Origin of the sequence: Mycobacterium shigaense (genome assembly GCF_002356315.1) — a bacterium.
GTDB classification, from domain to species: Bacteria; Actinomycetota; Actinomycetes; order Mycobacteriales; family Mycobacteriaceae; genus Mycobacterium; species Mycobacterium shigaense.
This window is the reverse complement of sequence record NZ_AP018164.1, coordinates 159341-181896: the sequence shown is the minus strand read 5'-3', so window position 1 is coordinate 181896 and position 22556 is coordinate 159341. Positions and strand designations below refer to the sequence as shown.

Here is a 22556-nt window from a genome sequence, read left to right as displayed (position 1 = left end):
ACCGTCTCGTCTCGTAAAAGGCGGATAGCGGAGGTGGACACCGAGCCGATGACCGACGACACCATGCAGGCGTTTCTGCGCCGCCGCTTGTCCGACCCCGGTATCGCCGTGAAACACGTTGACCTCCAATGGAGTTGGCGCGAGTATCTGGCGTTATCGGCGGCCCGGGCCGCGGCACTCATCGCCGCCGCCGACCCGCACCGGCCCATGCACGTCGGCGCGCTGTTGGGCAACACCCCGGAGATGTGCGCGCAGATGGCGGCGGCCGGGCTCGGTGGTTACGTGCTGTGCGGCCTGAACAACACCCGGCGCGGCGAGGCGCTGGCCGCCGACATCCGGCGGGCCGACTGTCAGTACGTCGTGACCGACGCCGAGCACCGGCCGTTGCTGGACGGACTGGATCTCGGGGCCACGCAGGTCCTCGACATCTCGACCGCGCAGTGGACCGAACTAATCGACGGAGCCGGCGATCTGGTCCCGCACCGGGAAGTGGACGCCATGGACGCGTTCATGATGATCTTCACCTCTGGGACGAGTGGAAATCCCAAGGCGGTTCAGGTATCTCACCTGATGGCCATGTTCGCCGGCACCAACCTGGTCCAGCGCTTCGCCCTGACCGATCGGGACACGTGTTACGTGTCGATGCCGCTGTTTCACTCTAACGCCGTCGTGGCGGGGTGGGCGCCGGCGGTCTGTTCGGGGGCAGCGATCGTGCCGGCGAAGTTCTCGGCGAGCAGCTTCCTCGACGACGTGCGCCGGTACGGCGCGACGTACATGAACTACGTCGGCAAGCCGCTGGCCTACATCCTGGCCACCCCCGAACGCGACGACGACGCCGACAACCCGCTGCGGGTGGCCTTCGGCAATGAGGCCAACGACAAGGACATCGCGGAATTCGGGCGCCGCTTCGGCGTGCGGGTGGAGGACGGCTTCGGCTCGACGGAGAACGCGGTCATCGTCATCCGCGAGGAGGGAACCCCGAAGGGTTCGATCGGCCGGGGCATCGACGGGATCGCGATCTACAACAGTGACACTGTCACCGAGTGCGCGGTGGCATGCTTCGACGAGAACGGCGCGCTGGCCAACGCCGACGAGGCCGTGGGCGAATTGGTCAACACCGCCGGATCGGGCTTCTTCACCGGCTACTACAACGATCCCGAGGCCAATGCCGAACGCATGCGGCACGGCATGTACTGGTCCGGTGACCTAGCCTACCGCGACGCGGAGGGATGGATCTACCTGGCCGGCCGGACCGCCGACTGGATGCGGGTGGACGGCGAGAACCTGGCCGCGGCGCCGATCGAGCGAATCTTGTTGCGGCACGGCTCTATCAACCGCGTCGCGGTGTATGCCGTGCCGGACGGCCATGTCGGCGATCAGGTGATGGCCGCGGTGGTACTCAACGACGGCCAGGTCCTCGAACCCGCTGCCTTCGAGGCATTCCTCGACGCCCAACCCGACCTGTCCCCCAAGGCACGCCCCCGATTCGTGTGGATCGCGGCCGACCTGCCGAGCACCGCGACCCACAAGGTTCTCAAGCGGCAGTTGATCGCCCAGGGAACGGCCGTCGGCCCCGACGGCATCCTGTGGCACCGGGATCCGCGCGGCACTGCCTACCGGATCGCCGCGCCTAGCTCTTCGGTGCCCGGCGTCGGATCTGCCCCTTCGCCCGTCGCACCCGGGTGACGGGATCCTTGGTTGTGCCGCTGGCGATTTCGTCACGTAGCTGGGAGATGTTGGAGATCTCGGAGTACAGACCGCGAATCGCGTAATCCAGGACGGCAAACGAAAAGCGTTGGTCCGGGTCGTCGACGATGCCCAGCTCACGGGAGCGCTGCCGCGACCACAGCGCCTCGTCCAGCCGGGCCCGGGTCGACTCGAGGTGCCGATCCAGCGTGTCGACGATGCGCTCGGGATCCTCGCCGCGCGCGAGCCAGGTCTTCAAGATGACCGGGTGTTTGATGACTACCTGGTCCTGGCCGGGAAAGAGCTGGACCCACTGCCGCAGCGCGTCGAGCCCGGAATCCGTTGTCTCGTAAAGCGTAATCGCGCGCTTGCCGGTTTGGGCACGGATCTGCCTCACCATCCCCCGCTGCAGCAGCCGGCTGAGCTCACGTCGCACGTGGCTGACCGAGGGGGACCAGTAGAAGTGGCCGACGGACAGTTCGGCCCGCACCTTGATCTCGCCGGCGGTGAGTTGTTCGTCGTTGGCAGCCAGCACGCCCAGCACCAGGTAAGCCGTCGCCGGCAGGCCGTTGCTGGTGCGGACGGGGCTCACGAGAACTCGGTGAAGTACGGCAGGGTCAGGTCCGGGCCGACCGCATGGAATCGCACCCGAACGCGCATCCCGACCGCCAGGTCCTCGGGCGTGACCCCGACGACATTGCTCAACATCTGGTACCCCTCGTCGAGGGTGATGATGGCCGGCGCATAGGGCGGTGCGAACTCGGGCGACACCGGGCGGTAGACCACCGTCCAGCTGTAGATCTCGCCGAACCCCCCGCTGGTGGTCCACCGCAGGTCGAGCGAAAGGCATTGGCGGCAGTGTTCGGTCGGCGGGAAGTTGGCCTCATCGCACGACGCGCAGCGCTGGTAACGCAGCTCCTCCTCGGCGCAGCCCCGCCAGAACGGGATGCTGAGCTGACTGCTGGCGTGGGGCACGGGCCCGGTCTGCGGGCGCAGGGACTCGGAAGTCATGGTCGCTCGTCCCCCAGGATCAGCAGCGTGGTGAACAGCGCGCCCGCTCCGCCGTTGCTGCACAACGCAATATGCGCGTCGGGCACCTGCAGGCCACCGGCATCGCCGCGCAACTGCTGGACGGCTCGGATGGCGCGCTGCATCATCTGCGGATTGGATCCCGCGTGGCTGAAAGACATGGTCCCTCCGTCGGTGGTGATCGGATGGCTGCCGTCGATGGCGATGTGGCCGTCGGCGACGAACGGGCCGCCCTCGCCCTCGCCGCAGAATCCGAAAGCCTCGAGCTGGCGGATGATTTCGAACGAGAACGGGTCGTAGAGTTCCAGCACGTCGACCTCGTCGCGGCGCAGGCCGGCGTGGCTGAACGCGAGGTCGGCGGCGCGTCCGCCGACCAGACCGTTGACGTAGTCACCGCGCCGGCCAGCCAGATCCCACGCGGGCGGATGCTGATACGACGGGCCGTGAAAGTCCGCCCCGCTGCCCAACACGTAGATCGGCTGGCTTGTGACGTCGATTTCATCGACGTTGGCGACGACCAGCGCACAACCGCCCTCGGAGGTGGTGGCGCAGTCGAGCAGATGGAACGGGTCCGCGATGGGCCGGGAGGCGGTGATGTCGTCGGGCGTGAACGGGCCGCGTTGGTAGTACACGGCTTCCGGGTTTTGCGACCCGTTGTTACGGATGGTCGCCGCGACCATCGACAACTGCTCGCGCGTGGTGCCGAAGCGGTGCATGTGCCGCCGGGCGATCAGCGCGAACTCTGCGGTGGTGAACATCCCCCACGGCGCGACGAATTCGTTCTCGGGCCGCGTCCACGGGGCCGTCGACTCGTGATCGCGGTATTCGCCCGCCTGGGCGGCGACCAGGACCACCACATCGGCCATGCCGTGTTCGATCGCGGTGGCCGCCTCGGTGATCATGCCCACCCCGAACGCCAGCCCCTGCCACGCCGGCCCCAGCCGCAGGTCGTAGATCAACGCGGTGGACAGCGGGCCCGCGCTGAGCCCGTCGACGTCGTCTAGGGTCAGGCCCGCGTCGCCGAGCGCACCCTGGATCGCCTTGAGCGCCAGGCCGCGTGAGGTCTCTCCGTCCAGGCGGCGCCCCTGCCGGGTGTTGTGCACCCCGACGATTGCCGCGGTGCGCGGTCTCCTGCTCACCCTTGTGGCCCTTCAATTTTCATCCGCTACTACCCCTAGATAGGTGCCCACTACGTCGCATTGGCGGCCGCCCCGCACAACGGTGCCGATGGTGGCTGTCCGCGCATTCGAGGATCCGGCGTCGGATTTGGCTCCTGGCGCCACGCCTCTTTCCACGACGTCGATGCGCACGTCGACTGGCCGCGCGGTCTGCGGGTCGGTGATCTCGACGACCATCGCCACCGCGTGTTCGCGCTCGTCCCACTCGACGCTGACGATGCGATGCCGCGCGGTCAGCTCCATCACGACGGAGTCCTGGCGGACCAGGAAGCGGACCGGGGCACACAACTCGCCGGGGCGCGGCGGCACACACAACGTGACGGCCATGTCAGCGCCCCTTCACAGGCCCGCCGGCCGGACACCGGTGGCCCCCGCGGCCCGCAACTGTGCCACCTCTTGCGGGCTGTGCCCCAGCAGACCCGTCAACACCTCGTCGCTGTGCTGGCCGTACAGCGGCGGCACCCGCCGAATCCAGCGCCGCGGCTTTCCGACAAAGGCGAACGGCATCCCGGTGCACAGGAAGGAGCCGGCGACCGGGTGGTCGACCCTCTCCCAGAAGCCCCGCGCGCGCAGGTGCGGATTGTTCAGCAGCGCGGGCGATTCCGTGACCGGGGCCGCCGGCACCCTCACCGCCCGCAGGGCGTCGACGGCCTCGGCCAGCGAACGTCGTGCGGCCCAGTCGGCGATCAGCTTGTCGACCTCGTCGGCCCGATCGCGCCAGCCGGCCTCGTCGGCATCCAGTTCGGGAAGCCCGATGAGGTTCGCCAGCGCCGCCCGGGCGGTGTCGTCGAGCGCGCTGAGGGCCACCCAGTCGTCGTCGCCGGCGCAGCGGTAGACGCCCTGCGGTGTCGCCTCGACGCCACGATTTCCCGCCCGGCGCAATTGGATTCCATTGCGGGAATACTCGACCAGCATTTCGGCGGCCACGTTCAACGCCGATTCCACCATCGTCGATTCCACGAGCATGCCCGCACCCCGCCGGTCACGGACCGCCAGCGCCGCGATGGCGGCGAAGGCGGCGTGCAAACCGGCTATCGGGTCGCACACACCGCGCGGAATCACCGGCGGGCCGTCGGAATGACCTGTTGTCCAAGCCATTCCGGTCGCCTGTTCCATCGTCTGTGCGAAGCCGACCCGATCGCGCCACGGGCCGTCGAGGCCGAATGCGGGCATCCGCACCATGATCGCACGAGGATTCGCGGCCGCGACGGCGTCCCAGTCCAGGCGGAAGTTCTCCATCACCCTGGGCGAGAAGTTCTCCAGCACGAGATCGCTGACGGCGACGAGCTGCAACGCGAGTGACCGGCCGGCGTCCGTACTGAGTTCGACGCTCACGTCGCGCTTGTTGCTGTTGCTGCACAGGAAAACCGGCCCCCATTCCCACCACTGGTCCCAGTCCGGGGGTCGTCCGGCGGAATAACGCATGCCGTCCGGCCGGCGCACACCTTCGAGCTTGACCACGTCGGCGCCGAGAGCGCCGAGGAATTGGGTCGCGACCGGCCCCGCCCAGAACGCGGTGAAGTCGGTAATTCGGATGTCGGCCAACGGCAGCGCGTCCGGATCGGCGGGCCCGCGTCGATGCGGGCGAGGCGGCCAGTGCACATTGCCGGTATCGGCGCCCAGCAGCGGTGGACGCCCGGGCGGCTTCGTCGCGATGGCGGCGCTGCGATACGGCACCCGCGGCTGCAGCGCCCCGAGTTCCGACTCGACGAACACGCCGCGTGTGACGAAGTGATCGACGTCGGGCAGCGTGGCCGGTGTGGCGATGGGGGCCACCGGGATTCGGAAGGCCACCGCGAGGTCGACGATCTCGCTCGTGGTGCGGGTCCGCGCCCACTCGGTGACCATGCCGAGGAACTCGTCGCGGCGCGCGACGCGCCCGGCGAACGATGCCAGCTCGGCGTCGTCGACCAGGTCGGCACGATCGATCATCACCAGGAAATCCTGGAACTGCTGCGCGGTGATCGTGCAGAAGCCCACCAGGCCGTCGGCGGTCGGAACGATGGAGGGCAGTTCCAGACTGCGTTGGCTGATCAGGGAATCCGCGCCCAGGACACTGGCCGACATCGCCGAGAGGCCGCCCATCGCGATCACCATCGCCTCGTAGGCGGAGACGTCGATGACCTCGCCGCCACCGCCCCGGGCGGCATGCCGGGCGCAGGCCGCGCCGACCGCCGCGGCGAACGTGCCCGACAACCAGTCACCGAGCTGGCCGCCGGCCTGCACGGGCTCGTCGTCCGGCCAGCCGCGTCCGGCGGTCGATCCGCACAAGGCCTGCAGGATGAATTCGTTGGCCACCACGCCCTCGTCGACGTAGGGTCCCGTCGTTCCGAACGGCGTCACGCAGACCACCACCGCCGAATCGCCGGTGCGCGCGGTGATGTCGTGCAAGGTCCATCCGCCGGTCAGGTCGGTGAGAACGACGTCGGCGCCGGCCAACAGCGGCCGGACTTCGGCATGATCGGAGGCGACCACCGATTTCTTGCCGGCGGCCAGGTAGCCGAACAATGCTCCGGGCGGCCCCCCGGCAGACCTCGCGCGCAGGCGATCGCCCTGCGGGGACTCGACTTTCACCACCTCGGCGCCCGCGTCGGCGAACATCTTGCCGGCGTACGACACGGCAATACCGTTGGACAACTCCAGGACGCGCCAGCCGGCGAACGGGGCCTCGGCTCCCACGCTCAGTTGCCCAGGGTGGTGGCGCGCCCGGCGATACCGGCCGCCTCGACCGTCGCCTGCCCCGAGACCTGCGCCCGCAGCGCGAACTGTGTCATCCGCGTCCAAGCGTCCCTGTCCCGCTGACTGGCCCGGCGGCCGACGTGGGTGACCACGTCGACATCGGTGGCCTGTGCTCGCAGCTGCCCGGCCCGCGCATGCTCCTTCGGGACGTGTTCGAACGGGTCGAACGAGTATGCGGCCATGGCGTTTTCGTGGGTGATCTTGTTGATGACCGCGTCGTCGAGATGACCCATCGTCGCGATGATGTCCTCGGGTGCGAACGGCCAGTTGCTGTCGGAATGCGGGAAGTCGGATTCCCAGCACAGCATGTCCTCGTTGAACCAGTCCATGTTGTGCACGCCGACCTTGTCGCTGATGAAGCAGGTGTAGAAGTGCCGCTTGAATACATCGATGGGCCCGTCGTAGCCGGGCGGGAATTGCGCCAGCGTCCAGCCCGAGTGCCGGTTGTAGACGTGCTCGGCCCGCCACAGGAAGTAGGGGATCCAGCCGACGTCACCCTCGGTGAGTGAGAACTTCAGTTGCGGGAAATCGGTCCAGAATTCGGCCCAGATCAGCTCGGTGAAGGTGAACATGCTCATCATCGACGACGCCGTCATCTGAACGCTGGGCGGCGCGTCCGTCGACACCTGCGCAGACCGCGAAGCGGAGCCGACATGCGTGCACAGCACCGTCTTGTTCTCGCACACGGCCTCGAACAGCGGATACCAATACCTGGTGTGAATGCTGGGCATTTGCAACGCTTCTGGGTTCTCGGAGAACGTCACAGCGTGACACCCCTTGTCGGCCAGGCGGTTGACTTCCTTGGCCGCCTCGGCGACGTCGTACAGCGGCAGGATGCCGCACGGAATAAACCGGCCCGGGTAAGCCGCACACCACTCGTCGATGTGCCAGTCGTTGTAGGCCTTGATCATCACCAGGTTGACGTCGCGGTCGGGGCCCTGGTTGAGCACTTGGCCGGAGAAGCCGGTGAAGTTCGGGAAGTTCAGGCCCGCCAGCTGGCCGCCGGCGTTCATGTCGCGGACCCGCTCGTCGACGTTGAAGCAGCCGGGCCGCATCTCGTCGTAGCGCGAGGCGTCGATGTTGTACATCTCGCGCGGCTTGCCCGCGACGGCGTTGAGGCCCATGTTCCGGCCGCGCACGTCGCCGTAGTACCACTGCTGGATGCCGTCGGGCTCGAGCACGACCCGCGGGGCCCGATCCCGGTATTTGGCGGGGACGTGCGCGTCGAACATGTCGGCCGGCTCGGCGATGTGATCGTCCACGCTGATCAGGATCAGATCGTCCTTGTTCATGTCACATTCCTTCGCTATGTGACTAGTAGACAATGGTATCGAATGCACTGTCAATGCACCAAAAGCGTGTATTCCGGCGAATTGTCGCCGACTAATCCCACTAACTCGGCTTGATTTGAGTGACTATTAGTCTGTTGGATTTGTCCGGGCGATATCGCCCGATCACGCCCCGCAGCCTGGTGTCGCGTGCCACCATGAGCCATGGCCGGGCCCGGGGGAAAAGGCACGATGACGGCAAACAAGTTTGCCCGTCCGACCAACGCCGACGTGGCCCGGTTGGCCGGGGTGTCGACGGCGACCGTCAGCTACGTCCTGAACAACGCCCAGGGCCGCAAGATCTCCCCGCAAACCCGCGACGCGGTCCACCGCGCGGCGCAGTCACTGGGTTACCGGCCCAATCTCGCCGCCCGCAATCTCGCCCGCGGCAAGAGCAGCGTGGTTGTCTACGTGGTCCCGCACGTGGCGCTGGGCGAGATGCCCATGCAGGCAGGCAGTCGCATGACCACCGCCTTGGCCCGGCTGGGCCTGCTGCAGGTGCAGATCTTCGAGACCGAGGACGACCGGCACGTGGTGGATGCGATTCAAAACCTCGACCCGATCGCGGTCACCAGCTTGTTCCCGCTCAGCGCCGCAGCCCGCGCCGCGATCCGCGCGGCCGGCATACCGCACATCAACATCGGCACGCTGCCCGCGCTCGGCGAACCCCACCTGTCGGTCGGCGAGATGCGGGTGGCGCACCTGGTCTCGCGCGGCCATCAGCGAATGGCCTTCGCCTACACCGGAATTCCGCGGTGGCGCGAGCTGGGCGATTACTGGTTCGAAGGCGTCTCACGCGCGACGCGGTCGCGCCAACTACCGCCACTGGCCGTCGCCGTGGTCACCCCCGAGACCGCCGAGGAGGTGGTGATCAGGTGGGTGCGCGACGGTGTCAGCGCGGTCTGCGCGCAAAGCGATGAGATCGCGTGCATGGTGCTCTACGGCATGCACCAGGCGCGGTTGCGCTGCCCGGACGACCTCGCCGTGATCGGTGCGGACGCCAGCGCCATGGGGCTGGTGAGCACGCCCCCGTTGACGACGGTGAAGTTCGAACCACGCGCCGTCGCCGACGTCGCGCTTGCCGCCGTCTACGACCAGTTGGGGTATCCCGCCGAAGCGGCGCCCCAGTCCTCCGATATCGCCCGCCTCGTGGTCCGGGCGACGACCTAGCCGGGCGCGCCGCCGTCCGGCCCGGTCCGCAGCTGCAGCCACCAACTCGCGATGTACAGCAGCATCGAGACCACCAGCGCGACCAGCACCCACAACACGATCGTCAGGTCGATCCAGCTGCCGAACACCGGCGACCCGGGAAGGGCGTTTCTGAGCGGGACCACCGCGAACAGCATGGCCGCGTACCAGGCGGTCAGCGGCGACTGGAACTTTCGCCGGCCCCGCAGTGTCTGGACGGCCACGAAAACGGCCGCACCGGCAATCGCGACCAGGATGCACAGGATGGTGATCGCGAACACCATGGTGCTCACCGAGCGTCGCATCTGTAGCTCGTACGGCGCGAACGGGCTGGACTTCGTGGGCCCCCCGGAGTCGAGCCTCCAGCCAGGCAGTCGGTCGACGATCATCACGTGGGCGCGTTCGGGTGTCGGCGCCGCGCCGACGAACAATTCGACCGTGATCGGTCCGGTGTAGTAGCGATCGAATGGCCAGCGTTCGACGTCACGCGACAAGGTCAGCGGCACAGGAATGACACCGGGCAGCATGCCCTTGCGCCAGGTGCGCTTGACCGGCGTCGCGACCGAGGTGACCTCTACCGTGAGGTCTTGCTTGAGGCTCTGGGTGTCCCGATCGAGTAGCGCAGATCCCGGCGAGATCTCGAGGTTGCCCATGAGCAGGCTGTAATTGGATTGGATACTCTCGACGTCCAGTGTCACGGCGGTGCCAGTGCCGGCCGTCCGTCCATCGCTTGAAACACGATGCGGCGCAGCACCATCGATGTAAAGCACGATCGACATGAACATCGCGCCGACGACGACGGCCAGCAGCACGACGACGCCGACCCTTTTGTGTGACGTGCGCGCGGCGACCGTGGATTCAGGTTCGGCTCGCGCTGCCAACTGCACCGGCACCCCTTTGCCTCCCAACCGTGACGTTCGTTCCACAATAGTCGGGCACGCGCGAGACACCCGGGTATGGCAGGGCCTTCCAAGGAGTTCAACAGGTTACGTGCGGAAGCCGCCCTACGGCCCCGCGGATTCTGAAATGGCCAGCGCCGCAAGACCCTGATGCACCCGATCGGGTAGCGATCCGCCGTGGGTCAGCCAATCGTCCAGGGCGATGCGCACCGCGGCCATCGCGAGCGCGCCGAGGAGGCGCGGCCTGGGATCCTGGGGGGCCAGGTCGGCCATCCGCGGCGCGACCAGCTCGGCGATGGCCGATTCGTATCGCGCGTAGATGTGCAGCGTCCAGGCGTCCAGTGTTTCGGATGACCTTGTGAGCAAGGCCAATTCGCGTACCTGGTCCTCGATCTCAGCGAATCCGAGCGCGAGGTCGGCGAAGGCCGCGACGACGGCCTCGGTGCCCGTCAGCTGGGGCGGCTGGACCGCGAGCGCGGCGGTGATCCGATTCAGCCACACCAGGTTCACGCCCTCGGCGATGGCGTCTTCCTTGGAGTTGAAATACCGGAAGAAGGTCGCCCGGCTGATGTCGGCGGCATCGGCGATGTGCTCCACCGTTGCCGCCGCCAGGCCGCGGTCGGCTACCAGCTGCGCGGCCGCCGCCGCAACCCGCTGGCGCGTCGCCGCGCGCCGGCGCTCGATGGGCGAGGTCGTGCTGGACAATGGGTGAGACATAGTCTAAATGTAAGACTATGACTCAAAGTCCGGCAAAGGCGCTGGCGGCGTGGCAGTTTTTCCAGCAGATGCTCGCCGATGTCACCAAGATCGTTACCGAGGACGCCGAAACGGAATGTGAGCTGCTGGAGGGGCTTCGGGTCATCGCCAGGGTCTCGTCGCTGTGCTCGCAATTGTCCGTCGAGGCCGACCTCGGAGCCCCGTCGTTTTTCGATATGTGCTCGCCGAACCGGATGATCGGCGGCCCCAACCCCGACGGCAATTACTACCTGGCGATGATCCGGGGCGACCGACACTTCCGGATCACCGGCACCCGCGGCACCAGCGCCTACCTCGGCTTCCAGATCCTGGCGGGCACCGGGTTGACGCCACGGCGAATGTCCAACTACGTCAGTGACGTCGACCTGACCCTGCGCTCCGGCGAATTCGCGCTCGTGCTCTCAGCCGATGAGCCCGCGGATCTCGGCGGCGCGCACTGGGTGCGAATCCCCGAGGACGCCTCGTCGGTCGTCGTCCGGGAGTACATCGGTGACCAGGCCACCGAAGAGCTGGCCACCATGCGAATCGAGGCCCTCGACCCCGACCCGCTGGCGCCGCTCTCCGACGGCGAACTCGCCGAACAATTCACCGCGATGGCGTGGACTCTGATGAAACTCGTTACGCTGCATCGCACTATCAAGCCGGAGCTGCTGCAAAACCCCAACACGCTGCTGACCGCCGAGGCCGCGAGCTGGGTGCGGCCGACACCACGCCGGACAATCTGTACATGATGGGCACCTTCCGGCTGGAAGCCGATCAGGCCCTGGTCCTCGAGATCGACCCGCCCGAAACCAGATACTGGAACGTCACGCTGGAAAGCATCTGGCACGAGTGCCTCGAGCCCCGTCGCCGGCACAGCTCGGTGACCAGCCGCGCGGTGCGGCCGGACGAGGACGGCAAGGTGCGCATCGCCATTTCGGCTGCCGACTACGGGTTCGGGCATTGGCTCGACACCGGCGGCCGCCATCGCGGATTCGTCGTGCTGCGTTGGCTGGACAACCCCGAGCCGCCCGCCGTCGCGGTGTCGGTGCGCCGAGGTGAGGGGCGGCCATGACGCTGCAGGAGCGATTCGATCCGGAAGCCCTGATTGCCGCCGCGTGCGCGGAAGCCGGCAGCGACGACTTCGGCGACGCTCCCGGCTTCGAGGGCTGGCGGCACGGGCTTCAGCTCGTCGCCGACGGGTTGGCCAACGAGGCGCGATTGTCGCCGATCGGGGTGGAGGTCGCCCACCTCGACGTGATCCGCGCGCTGAAGAACCGGCTCGATGTGATCGCGTGGCGCAAGCTGAATCCGGACATCGCCACCAAACCCATTGACGCGCCGATTTTTATCGTCGGCCAGCCCCGCACCGGGACAACGATCCTCTACGACCTACTCGCCCAGGATCCGGAGCTGCGCGCACCGTTGACCTGGGAGGTCGACGCGCCGTTCCCGGTCCCGCAGCCCGAGACCTACCACACCGATCCGCGCATCGCCCAGGCGCAGGCCAGCATCGAGATGTCCGAGCAGATCATTCCCGGGTTCCTGAAGTTTCACCCGATGGGGGCTCTGGTGGGCCAGGAGTGCGTGCGCATCACCGCCAGCGAATTCACCAGCATGATCTTCACGGTGCAGTACCGCCTGCCGACCTACTATCGCTGGCTGCTGTACGACGCCGACCACACCGGCGCGTACCGCTATCACCGAATCTTCTTGCAGCACTTGCAGTCCCGCGTGCCAGGTCAGTGGCTGCTGAAGTCGCCGGCGCACCTGTGGCAGCTGGACAAGCTGCTCGCCGAGTATCCCGACGCGTTGATCGTGCAGACACACCGCGACCCGCTCAACGTCATCTCGTCCATCGCCGCGCTGACCCATCATCTGCGCCGCATGGCCAGCGACGAGTCCAACATCGCCGAGTGCGCGGCGCAGTCCTACGAGGAGATCGTTGTCGGCCTCGACCGGGGGATGGCACTGCGCGACAAGGGCGTGGTCCCCGAGGGCCAGGTGATCGACGTACAGTTCACGGATTTCATCAACGATCCGTGGACCACGATCAAGGACATCTACACCAAGCTCGGCCGCGAGCTGAAGCCCGGCACCGAGCAGAAGATGCGCGATTTTTTGGCCGAGCATCCCGGCGACGGCGGGCGCGGCCGCTACACCTGGTCGGACACCGGCCTGGACGCCGGCGAGGTGCGCGAGCGGGTGAGTGCCTACCAGGAGCGCTACGGGGTCCCGGCCGAAGAACTGCGCTGACGATCGCGCCCGGCGTTCGGGCTACTCCCCGGCCGGTTCGTAGCGCAGCAGGGTGACGTCGTGCTCCGGGTAGTCGCAGAACACCGGCCGCACCCGCATCCCGACTCGCAGGTCGGCCGGGTCGACGTTGACCATCTCGGTGGAAAACCTTGGGCCCTCGTCCCATTCGACGATCGCGAGCAGCTGCGGGACGGCGTCGGCGAAATGCGGACTGACCGGCCGGTGCGCCACGGTGTAAGAATACAGCGTCCCCAGGCCGGAGATCTCCCGCCACTCCAGGTCGTCGGCCAGGGTGCCGGGCGCACGCACCCGCGGGTAGAACACGTAGGACTGTAACGACGGCGAATACTGGATGACGATGCGGTGCTGAGCCAGCGCAGCCCAAAATGGTGCGGTGGTAGGCGTTTTCACCGGCATTGGTCGTTCGAAAGCGGCCACCGTCAGTCGCCCTCCAAGATCAGCGTCGTCTGCTCGGACAGGATGCCGCCGTTGCCGGACACGAAGGCGCGGTTACAGTCGGCGACCTGGGCCGCACCCGCGCGGCCCATGATCTGCCGGCTCGCGTCGCAGACGTGGTGCATGCCGCCCGCCAATCCGGCCTGGCCGAAACCGAGTTGGCCGCCGGCGGTGTTGAGCGGGAAGTCCCCGCGGAAGGTCAGGTCGTGGTTGGCCACGAACTCCATGCCCTTGCCCTTCTCGCAGAAGCCCGCGTCCTCCAGGGACAGCAGTACGGTGATGGTGTAGCAGTCGTAGATCGACACCATGTCCATCTGGTCACGGGTCAGGTCGGTCATGGCAAAAGCGGTGGCGGCGGCCTCCGCGATCGGGGTGTGCAACAGATCCTTGGCGTAGGTCGGGGTCTTGAACGGCACATGTTCGCCGAAGCCCTTGACCCACACCGGGCGATTGCGCGACCGCCGCGCCAAGTCCGCGTTGGCCACGACGACGGCCGCGCCGCCGACGCAGGGCATGACGATCTCCAGCATGTGCAGCGGATCGGCGATCACCGGGCTGGCCAGCACGTCGTCGACGCTGAGCGGCTTGTCCTTCCAGATCGCGCCGTCGGTATGGTTGGCATTGACGCGCGTGTCGACGACGAGCTTGGCCATTGCCCGCTCGTCGTAGCCGTAGACCGCCGCATAACGCCGCGCCACCTGACCGTATGGGCCGTTCTGGCCGAGATTTCCGTAGGGAATCTCGAATTCGGCTTGCGGAGAGCCGTATTGGTTGCTCGATGACCCGAAATACAACGCATCACCGTAGGTCTTTGGCTTCTTAGGAGACATCGGGGTGATGTAGCGTGCGGGCAGCGCGCACAGCACCGCGTCGCAGATGCCGAGTTCGACCGCGGCGGCGGCCCGCCACACCATGGCCGCGGCGCTCGCGCCGCTGAGATCGACGTGCTCGGCGAATCTCGCTCCCACTCCCAGGTATTCGGCAATGGTCGAGGGCACGAAGATCTCCGACTCGGCCAGGTGCGAGGCCACGATGCCGTCGACGACCTCGAACGGCAGTCCCGCGTCGCCGAGCGCGGCGGCGCCGAGCTCGGCCCATTGCTCGATCGCGAACGGGGCCGGCTCAGACTGGTTCAACGCCTTGGTCATGCGCTCCGGCGGTAGCTCGACGTACCCGACGATCGCGGCTTCTCCACGTAATCCCATCAGCGTCCTTATTTCCGGGGTAGACCAAGAATCATCTGCGCGATGATGTTGAGCTGGATCTCCCTCGTTCCGCCGCCGATCAACTCGGCCGGCAGATGCAGGTAAGGTTCCACGACCGCGGCCTCGACGTCATCGACCATCGCTACCTGTCCGGTCAACTGCAGCGTGGCCTCGAACGTGCGGCGCAGCAACACGTTCATTGCCACCTTGGCGATGCTCGACGCTGGACCCGACGCCTGCCCGTCGAGCAGCCGGATGGTCTCCCGCACGCCGAGCGCCCGGATCGCGTTGGTGTAGGCGTCGAGTTCGCCGAGCGCCCGCAGCGCGTCGACCCGATCCGGCCCGGGTTGCGCGGCGAGCCGGCGGAGCGCGATGGCCCGGTCGAACTTGACGTATCCGCTGATGGCCGAGCGCTCTTCGGCCATAGTGGCGATCGCGAGGCTCCACCCGTCGGTGGGACCGCCGAGCAGCATCTCGTCCGGCACGAAGACGTCGTTGAAAAACACCTCGTTGAAGTGCGCCTGCCCGGTGGCCGTCTTGATCGGCTGGATTTCGATTCCGGGAGAGCGCATATCGATGATGAAGTAGCCGATGCCGCGGTGCTTGCTGGCTTCGGGGTCGGTGCGCGCCAGCAGCGCCCCCAGGTCGGCGTACTGTGCCAGCGACGTCCAGATCTTGTGGCCGCTGATGCGCCAGCCGCCGTCGACCTTGGTCGCCCGGGTGGCCAGCGACGCGAGGTCGGAGCCGGCTCCGGGTTCGCTGAACAGCTGACACCAATGGATATCACCGCGCTGGGTCGGCGGGATCAGCTTCTCCTGCAACTCTTTCGACGCGGCGGCCAGCACCGAGGGCAGGATCCACTCGGCGATATTCAACGATGGCCGCACCAGGTCCGGCCGCCTGGCGAACTCTTCGTCGATGATGAGCTGTTTGAGGGGTCCGGCGTCGACGCCCCACGGCGCCGGCCAGTGCGGTGCCATCAGGCCGGCGTCGGCGATCAACGTGCGCTGCGGCCCCGAGGCCTGGTCCGGGTAGTCGCCGTGCGGTGCGGGCGTGTCATTGCGTAATTGCATTGCCGCATCCAGCGTTTCGGCGACCCACGCCCGGAAGTCGGCTTCGGCGTCACCCAGATTCACCGACATGTCGCGCGTCTGGGTGCAGGTGAGCTCGCCCAGCCGTCGCGCCCAGCGGTTCGCCGGGCCGATCGAGCCCGCCAGGCTGATCGCCCGCCGCCAGTACAGGTGCATGTCGTGCTCCCAGGTGAACCCGATGGCCCCGAGCATCGTCAGGGCGTCGAGCACCAGGTCCGGTATCGGCGAGACGGCGATCGTCGCCGCCCCGGCCGCCGCCAGGCGGTGCTGGTCGAGTGGTTCGTCCGCGGCGCGCACCGCGTCCCAGGCCGCGGCGGTGGCCAGCTCGCTGTTCACCAACAGCATCGCCGCGTTGTGCTGCAAAGCCTGAAACGTCCCGATGACCTTGCCGAACTGTTCGCGGGTGCGCAGGTGCGCGGTGACGACGTCGACGCACCACTGCGCGATACCGGCCATCGTGCTCGCCACCAGCCCCACCACGACACCCGCGGCGCGGTCCGGGTCGATGCCGGTCAGGGCACTCGACTGGTCCGCGGCGTAGTCGGTGAGCCGCAGGACTCCGATATCGCCGACCAGATCGGTGCCCGGCACCGATTCGACTGCGACGGACGGGTTTCCGGTATGCACCGGCACCCAGACGATCTCGCCGCCGTCGGCGTGAACGCCGACCAGGATCACCCGCGCCGCGCGGGCGCCGGTGGTCACCTTCGAGCGGCCGGCCAGCAGCCAGCGCTGGCCGTCGCGGCGCGCGCAGAAGTCCGCGTCGCCGGGCAGGACGAGCGCGGCGGGTGTGCCCGAAGCGAGGTCGCGGATCAGTGATTCGGCGGCCGGCGACGGGTCTGCCAGCAGAGCCACGGCGCCCGCCGTCACAGTGGGCAGCAGCGGCCCGGGCAGCAGGGCTTTGCCCGCCGACTCCAGCACGCACGCCGCATCGATCAGCCGGCCGCCCTGGCCGCCGAGCTCTTCGGGCAGGTGTACCGCATGAAAGCCGTTTCCTACCAACATATCCCACCATTGCGGCGGCTTTCCCGCCGCCAACTCGTCGAAGCTGTCGCGGGTGCTGGCGATCGGTGCATGCCGAGCGGCGAACTGGCCGACGGCCGCACCAAGGTCGTGCTGCTCGGGGGTGAGTCCCAGGGTCATGAGAGTGGTCCGCAGCAGGTTCCGAAAGTGGCGAACGTGGGCTTAGGCCGCACGGACTGATATCCTTCCGTCTTACAAGACGAACCGTCTCGTCTTGTGGAAGATTACGGTCCGGGTCAGGATATGTAAAGCGCGCCCGGTGCGGGCGGCGAGGGCCATCACCGCGCGGTATCGGCAGAAACGAGGATCACAAAATGTCAGCCGACCCCACCCGGGCGAGCCCACCAGCGGCCGGCTCGACGCGGCGGCGCAGCGAGAAGTCACGCACGGCGATCGTCACCGCCACCCGGGAGCTGCTCCTCGAGCGCGGCTTCGACGGCCTGACCATCGAAGCCGTGGCCGCGCGGGCCGGCGTCGGCAAGCAGACCATCTATCGCTGGTGGCCCAGCCGCCCCGCGCTGGTCGCCGACGTGATGCTGGAAGACGCCGACAAAATCCTCGCGTCGGTGGACCACACCGGCGACCTCGCGGCCGACCTGGTGGGCTGGGTGCTCAAACTCACGGCGACGCTGACGACGGCACGCGGCTCGGCCATGCTGCGCACCTTGACCGTCGCCTGCATGGAACACGAGGACACTGCCGTCAGACTGCGGGCCGGGTTCAGCCTGCCGCTGCACGACAGCGTGCGGACCCGGCTCTTGGCCGAGGGCATCGACGAGCCGACCGCCGCGTCGGCCGCCGACGCGATCGTCGGCGGCGTGGTCTACCCGATCCTGTCTGACGCACAGTCGTTCTCGCGCAAGCGGGCCGAGCTGACCGCCCGGCTCGTCGTCGACTCGCTAGCTCGTTGACCACGTCGTCCGCGTGACGTGGGCGCTGGCGCAGTTCGGCTCGTCGGATGGGGCATAATCCGACGATCGTGACGACCACGAAAGGCGGTGCCCCGGTGTTCAAGAAGGCCCTGGCGGTGCTGGCCGTTGCTGGAGCCGGTTTCGTCGCGCGGCGCTATCTGGCCCTGCGTGATGCCATCGGCGAAATCGACCCCGCGCTGCGTAGTCCCCTGCTGCTGCTCACCGGCCCCATGACCACGCCGAGAATGCGGCTCAGCCGGCCGCTTGCCCGGATCAAAGCATCGGCGGGCGATGGGGTGGCGCTGACCAGCCGACAGGCCGGCGACGTCTGCCCCGTCACCGTCCTCGTCGCCACACCGACCCGCCCGGGACCACGCAACCGACCGGCGCTGCTGTGGATTCACGGGGGCGGAATGATCCTGGGCTCACCGCAACTGGAGGCCGGTGGTTACGGCCCGCTAGCCGACGAACTCGACGTCGTAGTGGTTTCACCGGATTATCGCCTCGCACCCGAACACCCTTTTCCCGCCGCCCTCGACGACTGCATGACGGCGCTGCACTGGATGCGCGACCACGCCGAGGAACTCGGCCTCGACCCGGACCGCATCGCGGTCATCGGTTCGAGCGCCGGGGGCGGCCTGTCCGCGGCCGTCGCTCAACGCGCACACGACGAGGGCATCGCCCTACGCGCCCAGATCCTCTGCTACCCGATGCTCGACGACCGCACCGCCCTGCGTGACAACCATTGCGGCCGAGGTAGATTCATGTGGACCGCCCAATCGAATCGCTTCGGGTGGACGGCGTACCTCGGCAGGCCGCCGCGGCTGTCCGACGCGCCGGAGTACGCGGCGCCCGCCCGGCGCACCGACCTGTCCGGTCTGGCCCCGGCCTGGATCGGCGTCGGCACCCTCGACCTGTTCTACGACGAATCCGTCGCCTACGCCGAGGCGTTGCGGGCCAGCGGGGTGCCCTGCGAGCTGCTCGTCGTTCCCGGCATGTACCACGGCGCCGACATCATGGCCCCGAAGGCACCGGCGATGACCGACTTTCGCCGCAAGTCGGTCGACTACTTGCGCGGCCGACTCTAGCCACGGCCGGTCCGGGCGGGCCACAGCGCCATCCGGTCGATCAGCCTGTCGCGCAGCACCAGGGTGTGGAACAACACCGCGCAGGCATGTGCGGTGAACGCCGCGAAGAGCAGAACCGCCAAGATGCCGTGGCATTCCTGCAGCACCGCGTACAGGTCGAGATTGTGCGGTGCGATGCCGGGCAGCCGGATCGGGCCCACGATGACGATCGGGAACCGCGCGGCCGACAGCATGGCCCACCCGACGACGGGCTGGGCCAACAACAAGGCGTACAGCAAGTACTCCGACCAGGTCGCGATCCGTCGTTCGACGCGGCCCATGGTCGCCAGGAACGGCGGCGGGCGATGTGTCAGCCGATTCGCCAAGCGGACCACCGCGAAGACCAGGATCGCGATTCCGAGCGGCCGATGGATCGCGAGCAACAGCGGGTAGTAGCTCAGGGAGGCGATCATCGTGACGCCGATCAGCAGCTGCATGATGACCATCGGCGCCATCGTCCAGTGCAGGATCCGGGAAAGCACCGTGAATCGTACTGTTAGCTTTGACTTTTCGTCTTCACGCGTGTTCATGAGCGCATCGCGCGGACATCGACCTCACTGGGCGATTTCGGTTCCTCGGCGCGGCGGGTGAACGAGCGGGCGTAGACGGCCGAGCGCGCGGCCAGCAGGGGATCGTCGGAGACGGTGATGCCGTCCGGCAGCACCGTCGGGTCGAAGTTGACATCGCGGGCGTTGCCCGCCTCCTCGGTCTGCACCGCCGTGATCGTGATGGTGCCGGCCTCGATCGACCGCCGCGACCCGGGCCAGGGTGTGGTGGCGTCGTCGGTCGGGTCGCCCGGCTCTCCGATCGTGACAACCAGCCGCCAGTGCACCGGCCGCTGCGCGACCGTGTCGATGAGCGCGTCGAACAGGTAGTCCTTGCCGAGCGACGGCGGTGCGGCCGTTTCGCCGGCCTGCGGCACCGCCGACCATCGCACCGGAACGGTCGCGCCGGCGCCGTTGGTGAACAGGAAGGGCATTGAGGCCGTGAAACGTGCTGTCGGCGAAGCCCGTGCTGGGCGGCGTCTGCTTGATAATTTTCAGCGCGGCGGCGGTCTCGGGATGCCGGTCGAGGAATGCGGCCATCTTCTGCGGGTCCGGCTTGCCGGTGGCGGGCACGGCCTTGGACGCGAGCAACCGCTCGTAGAAGCCCTGCGGCGTGCGGTCGGTGAACACCGGAAGGTTGATCATCGCAGTGCGCCACTGCTGGCCGTCGGCCGCCTGGAACAGCAGGCCCAGGCCGCGGACCGTGTCCGGCTTGTCGGCCTGGTCGGGCAGTCCGCCGCCCAGCGAGAACCGGCCCGTCACCGGGACGCTGCCCCGGCGGAACAATGCCGCCCGGCAGATCGCCGCGGCTTCCCCGGTGCTTTCGAAAACCCCTGTGGCACTGAGGCCTTTGGCGTGGTTGCGCCGAAACCCGTCATGGCGGCCGTAGACATGCTCGAAGCGATCGGCGAACCGCGGCGGGGTCAGGTCGTCGGGCCGCAGCCAACCACCGGCATAGCCGAACCCGCCCACGTCGACCGCGGCAGCACCGGCCACCGCGCCGATGCCAAGCAGCGCACCCCGGCGGCTCAGTGCACGCGGTGGCGGGGCTGCGGCCGGCTCGTCATTGTGCTCGCTGTCGCGATCAGCGGGCTGCATGCCCACCGTCCTTTCCGCTTTTTTCCTGCGGTAGCGCGCGGCGTGGGAACGAAGTCGGTGAACGCAATTCACCCACGGGCCTATCGCGTGCGCAACTTCTGTGGCGATCGATTCAGACAACCCGGATCACGGCGGCCGACAGGGAAACGTTCAACCCATCACCGCGAATGCCTTCACTATTTACGGGACGAGGCGTAGCGTAAATGGCGGCCGAGGCCGGGCGGCCCCCGGTCTCGTGTCCACCAGCTTCGGCCAGCCAGCCCATGGCGACCCCGAACAGACCCGGAGGAACTCGTGTTCGACCTCAAAATCACCGGTGGCACTGTCGTCGACGGGGCGGGCGCCGAGCGCTACCAGGCCGACATCGGCATCAAAGACGGCAAGATCGTCGACGTCTTTCGGCGCGGGGCCAACGACCCCGAATTGGGCGGTCCGGCGGCCGAAACCATCGACGCGACAGGTCATGTGGTGGCCCCCGGTTTTGTCGACATTCACACCCACTACGACGGCCAGGTGAGCTGGGACGGCCTGCTCGAGCCGTCCAGCGGCCACGGCGTCACCACCATCGTCACCGGCAACTGCGGCGTCGGCTTCGCGCCGGTGCGCCCCGGCAGCGAGCAATGGCTGATCGAGCTGATGGAGGGTGTCGAGGACATTCCCGGTACCGCCCTGACCGAGGGCATCGAATGGGGCTGGGAGACCTACCCCGAATACCTCGACGCGATCGGCAAGCACAGTTTCTCGATCGACGTGGGCAGCCAGGTCGCGCACGGCGCCATTCGCGCCTACGCGATGGGCGAGCGGGGTGCGCGTAACGAGCCGGCGACCCCCGAGGACATCGAGGCGATGGGCCGGCTGGTTCGCGAGGCGATCGAGGCGGGTGCGCTGGGCTTCTCGACGTCGCGCACGATGGGCCACCGCGCGATGGACGGCGAACCGGTCCCCGGCACCTACGCGGCCGAGGATGAGCTGTTCGGCCTGGGCCGGGCCATGGCCGCCGGCGGCCAGGCGGTGTTCGAGCTGGCGCCGCAGGGGTCCGCGGGTGAGGACATCGTCGCGCCCAAGAAGGAACTGGACTGGATGCGACGGCTGAGCTCCGAGATCGACCGCCCGGTGTCGTTCGCCCTCATCCAGGTGGACGCCGATCCGAACCTGTGGCGCGAGATGCTCGACCGCTCGGCCGACGCGCATGCCGACGGCGCCCGGCTGTACCCGCAGGTCGCTGCCCGGCCGTTCGGCATGATGATCGGCTTCCAGGGCCACCACGGCTTCAGCCATCGGCCCACCTACCGCCGGCTGGCGGCGGAGCACAGCCGCGAAGAGCTCGTGCAACGGCTAGCCGACCCCGCGGTGAAGGCCGCGATCCTGTCCGAGGAAGACCTGCCCGCCAACCCGAGCCTGCTGTTCGACGGCATGTTCGCGCTGGTGCAGCACTCGCTGGGCCGGCTCTTCGCCCTGGGCGATCCGCCCGACTACGAGCCCACCCCCGACCGCACGGTCGCGGCCATCGCCAAGGCGCGCGGCGAGGACCCGCTTTCCACGCTGTACGACCTGATGCTCGAGCGGAACGCGACCGCGATGCTGATGCTGCCGCTGTTCAACTACGCCGAGGGCAACCACGACGCAATCCGGGAGATGCTGCTGCACCCCGCCGGCGTGCTCGGGCTGTCCGACGGCGGCGCCCACTGCGGGATGATCTGCGACGCTTCCTATCCCACGTTCCTGCTCACGCACTGGGCGCGGGACCGGCACCGGGGCGACAAGCTGTCGCTGGAGTACGTGATCCGCAAGCAATCCCGCGACACCGCGCACCTGTTCGGCCTCACCGACCGCGGCACGATCGAGCCGGGCAAGAAGGCCGACATCAACGTGATCGACCTGGATGCGCTGACGCTGCACCCGGCGGCGATGGCGTTCGACCTGCCGGCCGGCGGGAACCGGATCCTGCAGGGCGCCAGCGGGTACGCCGCGACCATCGTCAGCGGTACCGTGACCCGCCGCAAGGACGTCGACACCGGGGCACGGCCCGGGCGTCTGGTCCGAGGAGCGCGGTAAGGCTCCG

General features: G+C 67.9%; 18 protein-coding genes and 2 pseudogenes. 7 read left to right on the top strand and 13 right to left on the bottom strand.

Features of this window, described 5'->3' with window-relative positions:
- The first annotated feature begins 48 nt into the window (after positions 1 to 48).
- Positions 49 to 1686 carry a fatty-acid--CoA ligase FadD1 gene (fadD1, locus tag MSG_RS00865; RefSeq protein WP_096443878.1) on the top strand — a complete coding sequence of 546 codons (1638 nt, stop codon included), beginning with the start codon at positions 49 to 51 and terminating at the stop codon, positions 1684 to 1686.
- On the opposite strand, the gene MSG_RS00860 is transcribed toward fadD1, so the two are convergent.
- From MSG_RS00860 to MSG_RS00835, 6 genes are read right to left on the bottom strand one after another with little or no spacing between them, the layout of a single operon-like run.
- Positions 1631 to 2278: a MarR family transcriptional regulator gene (locus MSG_RS00860; protein WP_096436277.1), complete on the bottom strand. Its 648-nt coding sequence runs from the start codon at positions 2276 to 2278 to the stop codon at positions 1631 to 1633. The two genes, fadD1 and MSG_RS00860, sit on opposite strands and share 56 nt — an antisense overlap.
- Positions 2275 to 2697, bottom strand: a complete 423-nt coding sequence (locus MSG_RS00855) for a Zn-ribbon domain-containing OB-fold protein (protein ID WP_096436275.1) — start codon at positions 2695 to 2697, stop codon at positions 2275 to 2277. The genes MSG_RS00860 and MSG_RS00855 overlap by 4 nt, the downstream gene beginning before the upstream one ends.
- Positions 2694 to 3854 carry a thiolase family protein gene (locus MSG_RS00850; RefSeq protein ID WP_096436273.1) on the bottom strand — a complete coding sequence of 387 codons (1161 nt, stop codon included), beginning with the start codon at positions 3852 to 3854 and terminating at the stop codon, positions 2694 to 2696. Before MSG_RS00850 ends, MSG_RS00855 begins: the two co-directional genes overlap by 4 nt.
- 12 nt (positions 3855 to 3866) lie before the next feature.
- Positions 3867 to 4220, bottom strand: a complete 354-nt coding sequence (locus tag MSG_RS00845) for a hypothetical protein (RefSeq protein ID WP_096436271.1) — start codon at positions 4218 to 4220, stop codon at positions 3867 to 3869.
- A 12-nt stretch (positions 4221 to 4232) separates the two neighbouring features.
- The gene (locus MSG_RS00840; RefSeq protein ID WP_096436269.1) at positions 4233 to 6572 is read right to left on the bottom strand and encodes a CaiB/BaiF CoA-transferase family protein; all 2340 of its coding nucleotides are present in this window, start codon (positions 6570 to 6572) and stop codon (positions 4233 to 4235) included.
- Positions 6573 to 6574: 2 nt separating this feature from the next.
- Positions 6575 to 7924 (bottom strand): amidohydrolase family protein, encoded by a 1350-nt coding sequence (locus tag MSG_RS00835; RefSeq protein ID WP_096436267.1) that lies wholly within the window; start codon positions 7922 to 7924, stop codon positions 6575 to 6577.
- Positions 7925 to 8125: 201 nt separating this feature from the next.
- Here MSG_RS00835 and MSG_RS00830 point away from each other — a divergent pair, with 201 nt between their 5' ends.
- The gene (locus MSG_RS00830; protein ID WP_096436265.1) at positions 8126 to 9130 is read left to right on the top strand and encodes a LacI family DNA-binding transcriptional regulator; all 1005 of its coding nucleotides are present in this window, start codon (positions 8126 to 8128) and stop codon (positions 9128 to 9130) included.
- Here the strand turns inward: MSG_RS00830 and MSG_RS00825 are convergent.
- A complete protein-coding gene (locus MSG_RS00825) occupies positions 9127 to 10035 on the bottom strand; it encodes a DUF4436 domain-containing protein (RefSeq protein ID WP_232011134.1) in 909 nt (302 codons plus the stop codon). The two genes, MSG_RS00830 and MSG_RS00825, sit on opposite strands and share 4 nt — an antisense overlap.
- 117 nt (positions 10036 to 10152) lie before the next feature.
- Positions 10153 to 10764: a TetR family transcriptional regulator gene (locus MSG_RS00820; RefSeq protein ID WP_096436263.1), complete on the bottom strand. Its 612-nt coding sequence runs from the start codon at positions 10762 to 10764 to the stop codon at positions 10153 to 10155.
- Between the two features lie 17 nt (positions 10765 to 10781).
- On the opposite strand from MSG_RS00820, the pseudogene MSG_RS00815 reads away from it, so the two are divergent.
- Positions 10782 to 11857, top strand: a pseudogene (locus tag MSG_RS00815) (DUF1214 domain-containing protein).
- The gene (locus MSG_RS00810; protein ID WP_096436261.1) at positions 11854 to 13038 is read left to right on the top strand and encodes a sulfotransferase family protein; all 1185 of its coding nucleotides are present in this window, start codon (positions 11854 to 11856) and stop codon (positions 13036 to 13038) included. The pseudogene MSG_RS00815 and the gene MSG_RS00810 overlap by 4 nt, the downstream one beginning before the upstream one ends.
- A gap of 21 nt (positions 13039 to 13059) precedes the next feature.
- On the opposite strand, the gene MSG_RS00805 is transcribed toward MSG_RS00810, so the two are convergent.
- Genes MSG_RS00805 through MSG_RS00795 form a run of 3 tightly spaced genes read right to left on the bottom strand, consistent with a single transcriptional unit; the run spans position 13060 to position 16933 of the window.
- Positions 13060 to 13476, bottom strand: a complete 417-nt coding sequence (locus tag MSG_RS00805) for a Zn-ribbon domain-containing OB-fold protein (protein ID WP_096436260.1) — start codon at positions 13474 to 13476, stop codon at positions 13060 to 13062.
- Positions 13477 to 13478: 2 nt separating this feature from the next.
- Complete coding sequence (locus MSG_RS00800; RefSeq protein ID WP_096436258.1) at positions 13479 to 14699, bottom strand: thiolase family protein; 1221 nt, start codon at positions 14697 to 14699, stop codon at positions 13479 to 13481.
- Between the two features lie 8 nt (positions 14700 to 14707).
- Positions 14708 to 16933: an acyl-CoA dehydrogenase gene (locus MSG_RS00795; protein ID WP_096436256.1), complete on the bottom strand. Its 2226-nt coding sequence runs from the start codon at positions 16931 to 16933 to the stop codon at positions 14708 to 14710.
- A 194-nt stretch (positions 16934 to 17127) separates the two neighbouring features.
- Between MSG_RS00795 and MSG_RS00790 the strand changes: the two genes are divergently transcribed.
- The gene (locus tag MSG_RS00790; RefSeq protein WP_096436254.1) at positions 17128 to 17724 is read left to right on the top strand and encodes a TetR/AcrR family transcriptional regulator; all 597 of its coding nucleotides are present in this window, start codon (positions 17128 to 17130) and stop codon (positions 17722 to 17724) included.
- A gap of 68 nt (positions 17725 to 17792) precedes the next feature.
- Positions 17793 to 18812: an alpha/beta hydrolase gene (locus MSG_RS00785; RefSeq protein WP_232011133.1), complete on the top strand. Its 1020-nt coding sequence runs from the start codon at positions 17793 to 17795 to the stop codon at positions 18810 to 18812.
- Here the strand turns inward: MSG_RS00785 and MSG_RS00780 are convergent.
- Together MSG_RS00780 and MSG_RS00775 are read right to left on the bottom strand one after the other, a co-directional pair.
- Positions 18809 to 19381 (bottom strand): cytochrome b, encoded by a 573-nt coding sequence (locus tag MSG_RS00780; RefSeq protein ID WP_096436250.1) that lies wholly within the window; start codon positions 19379 to 19381, stop codon positions 18809 to 18811. The genes MSG_RS00785 and MSG_RS00780 overlap by 4 nt on opposite strands.
- A pseudogene (locus MSG_RS00775) lies at positions 19378 to 20494 on the bottom strand (catalase family peroxidase). Before MSG_RS00775 ends, MSG_RS00780 begins: the two are co-directional and overlap by 4 nt.
- 294 nt (positions 20495 to 20788) lie before the next feature.
- Between MSG_RS00775 and MSG_RS00770 the strand changes: the two are divergent.
- A complete protein-coding gene (locus tag MSG_RS00770; RefSeq protein ID WP_096436248.1) occupies positions 20789 to 22549 on the top strand; it encodes an N-acyl-D-amino-acid deacylase family protein in 1761 nt (586 codons plus the stop codon).
- Positions 22550 to 22556: the final 7 nt, after the last annotated feature.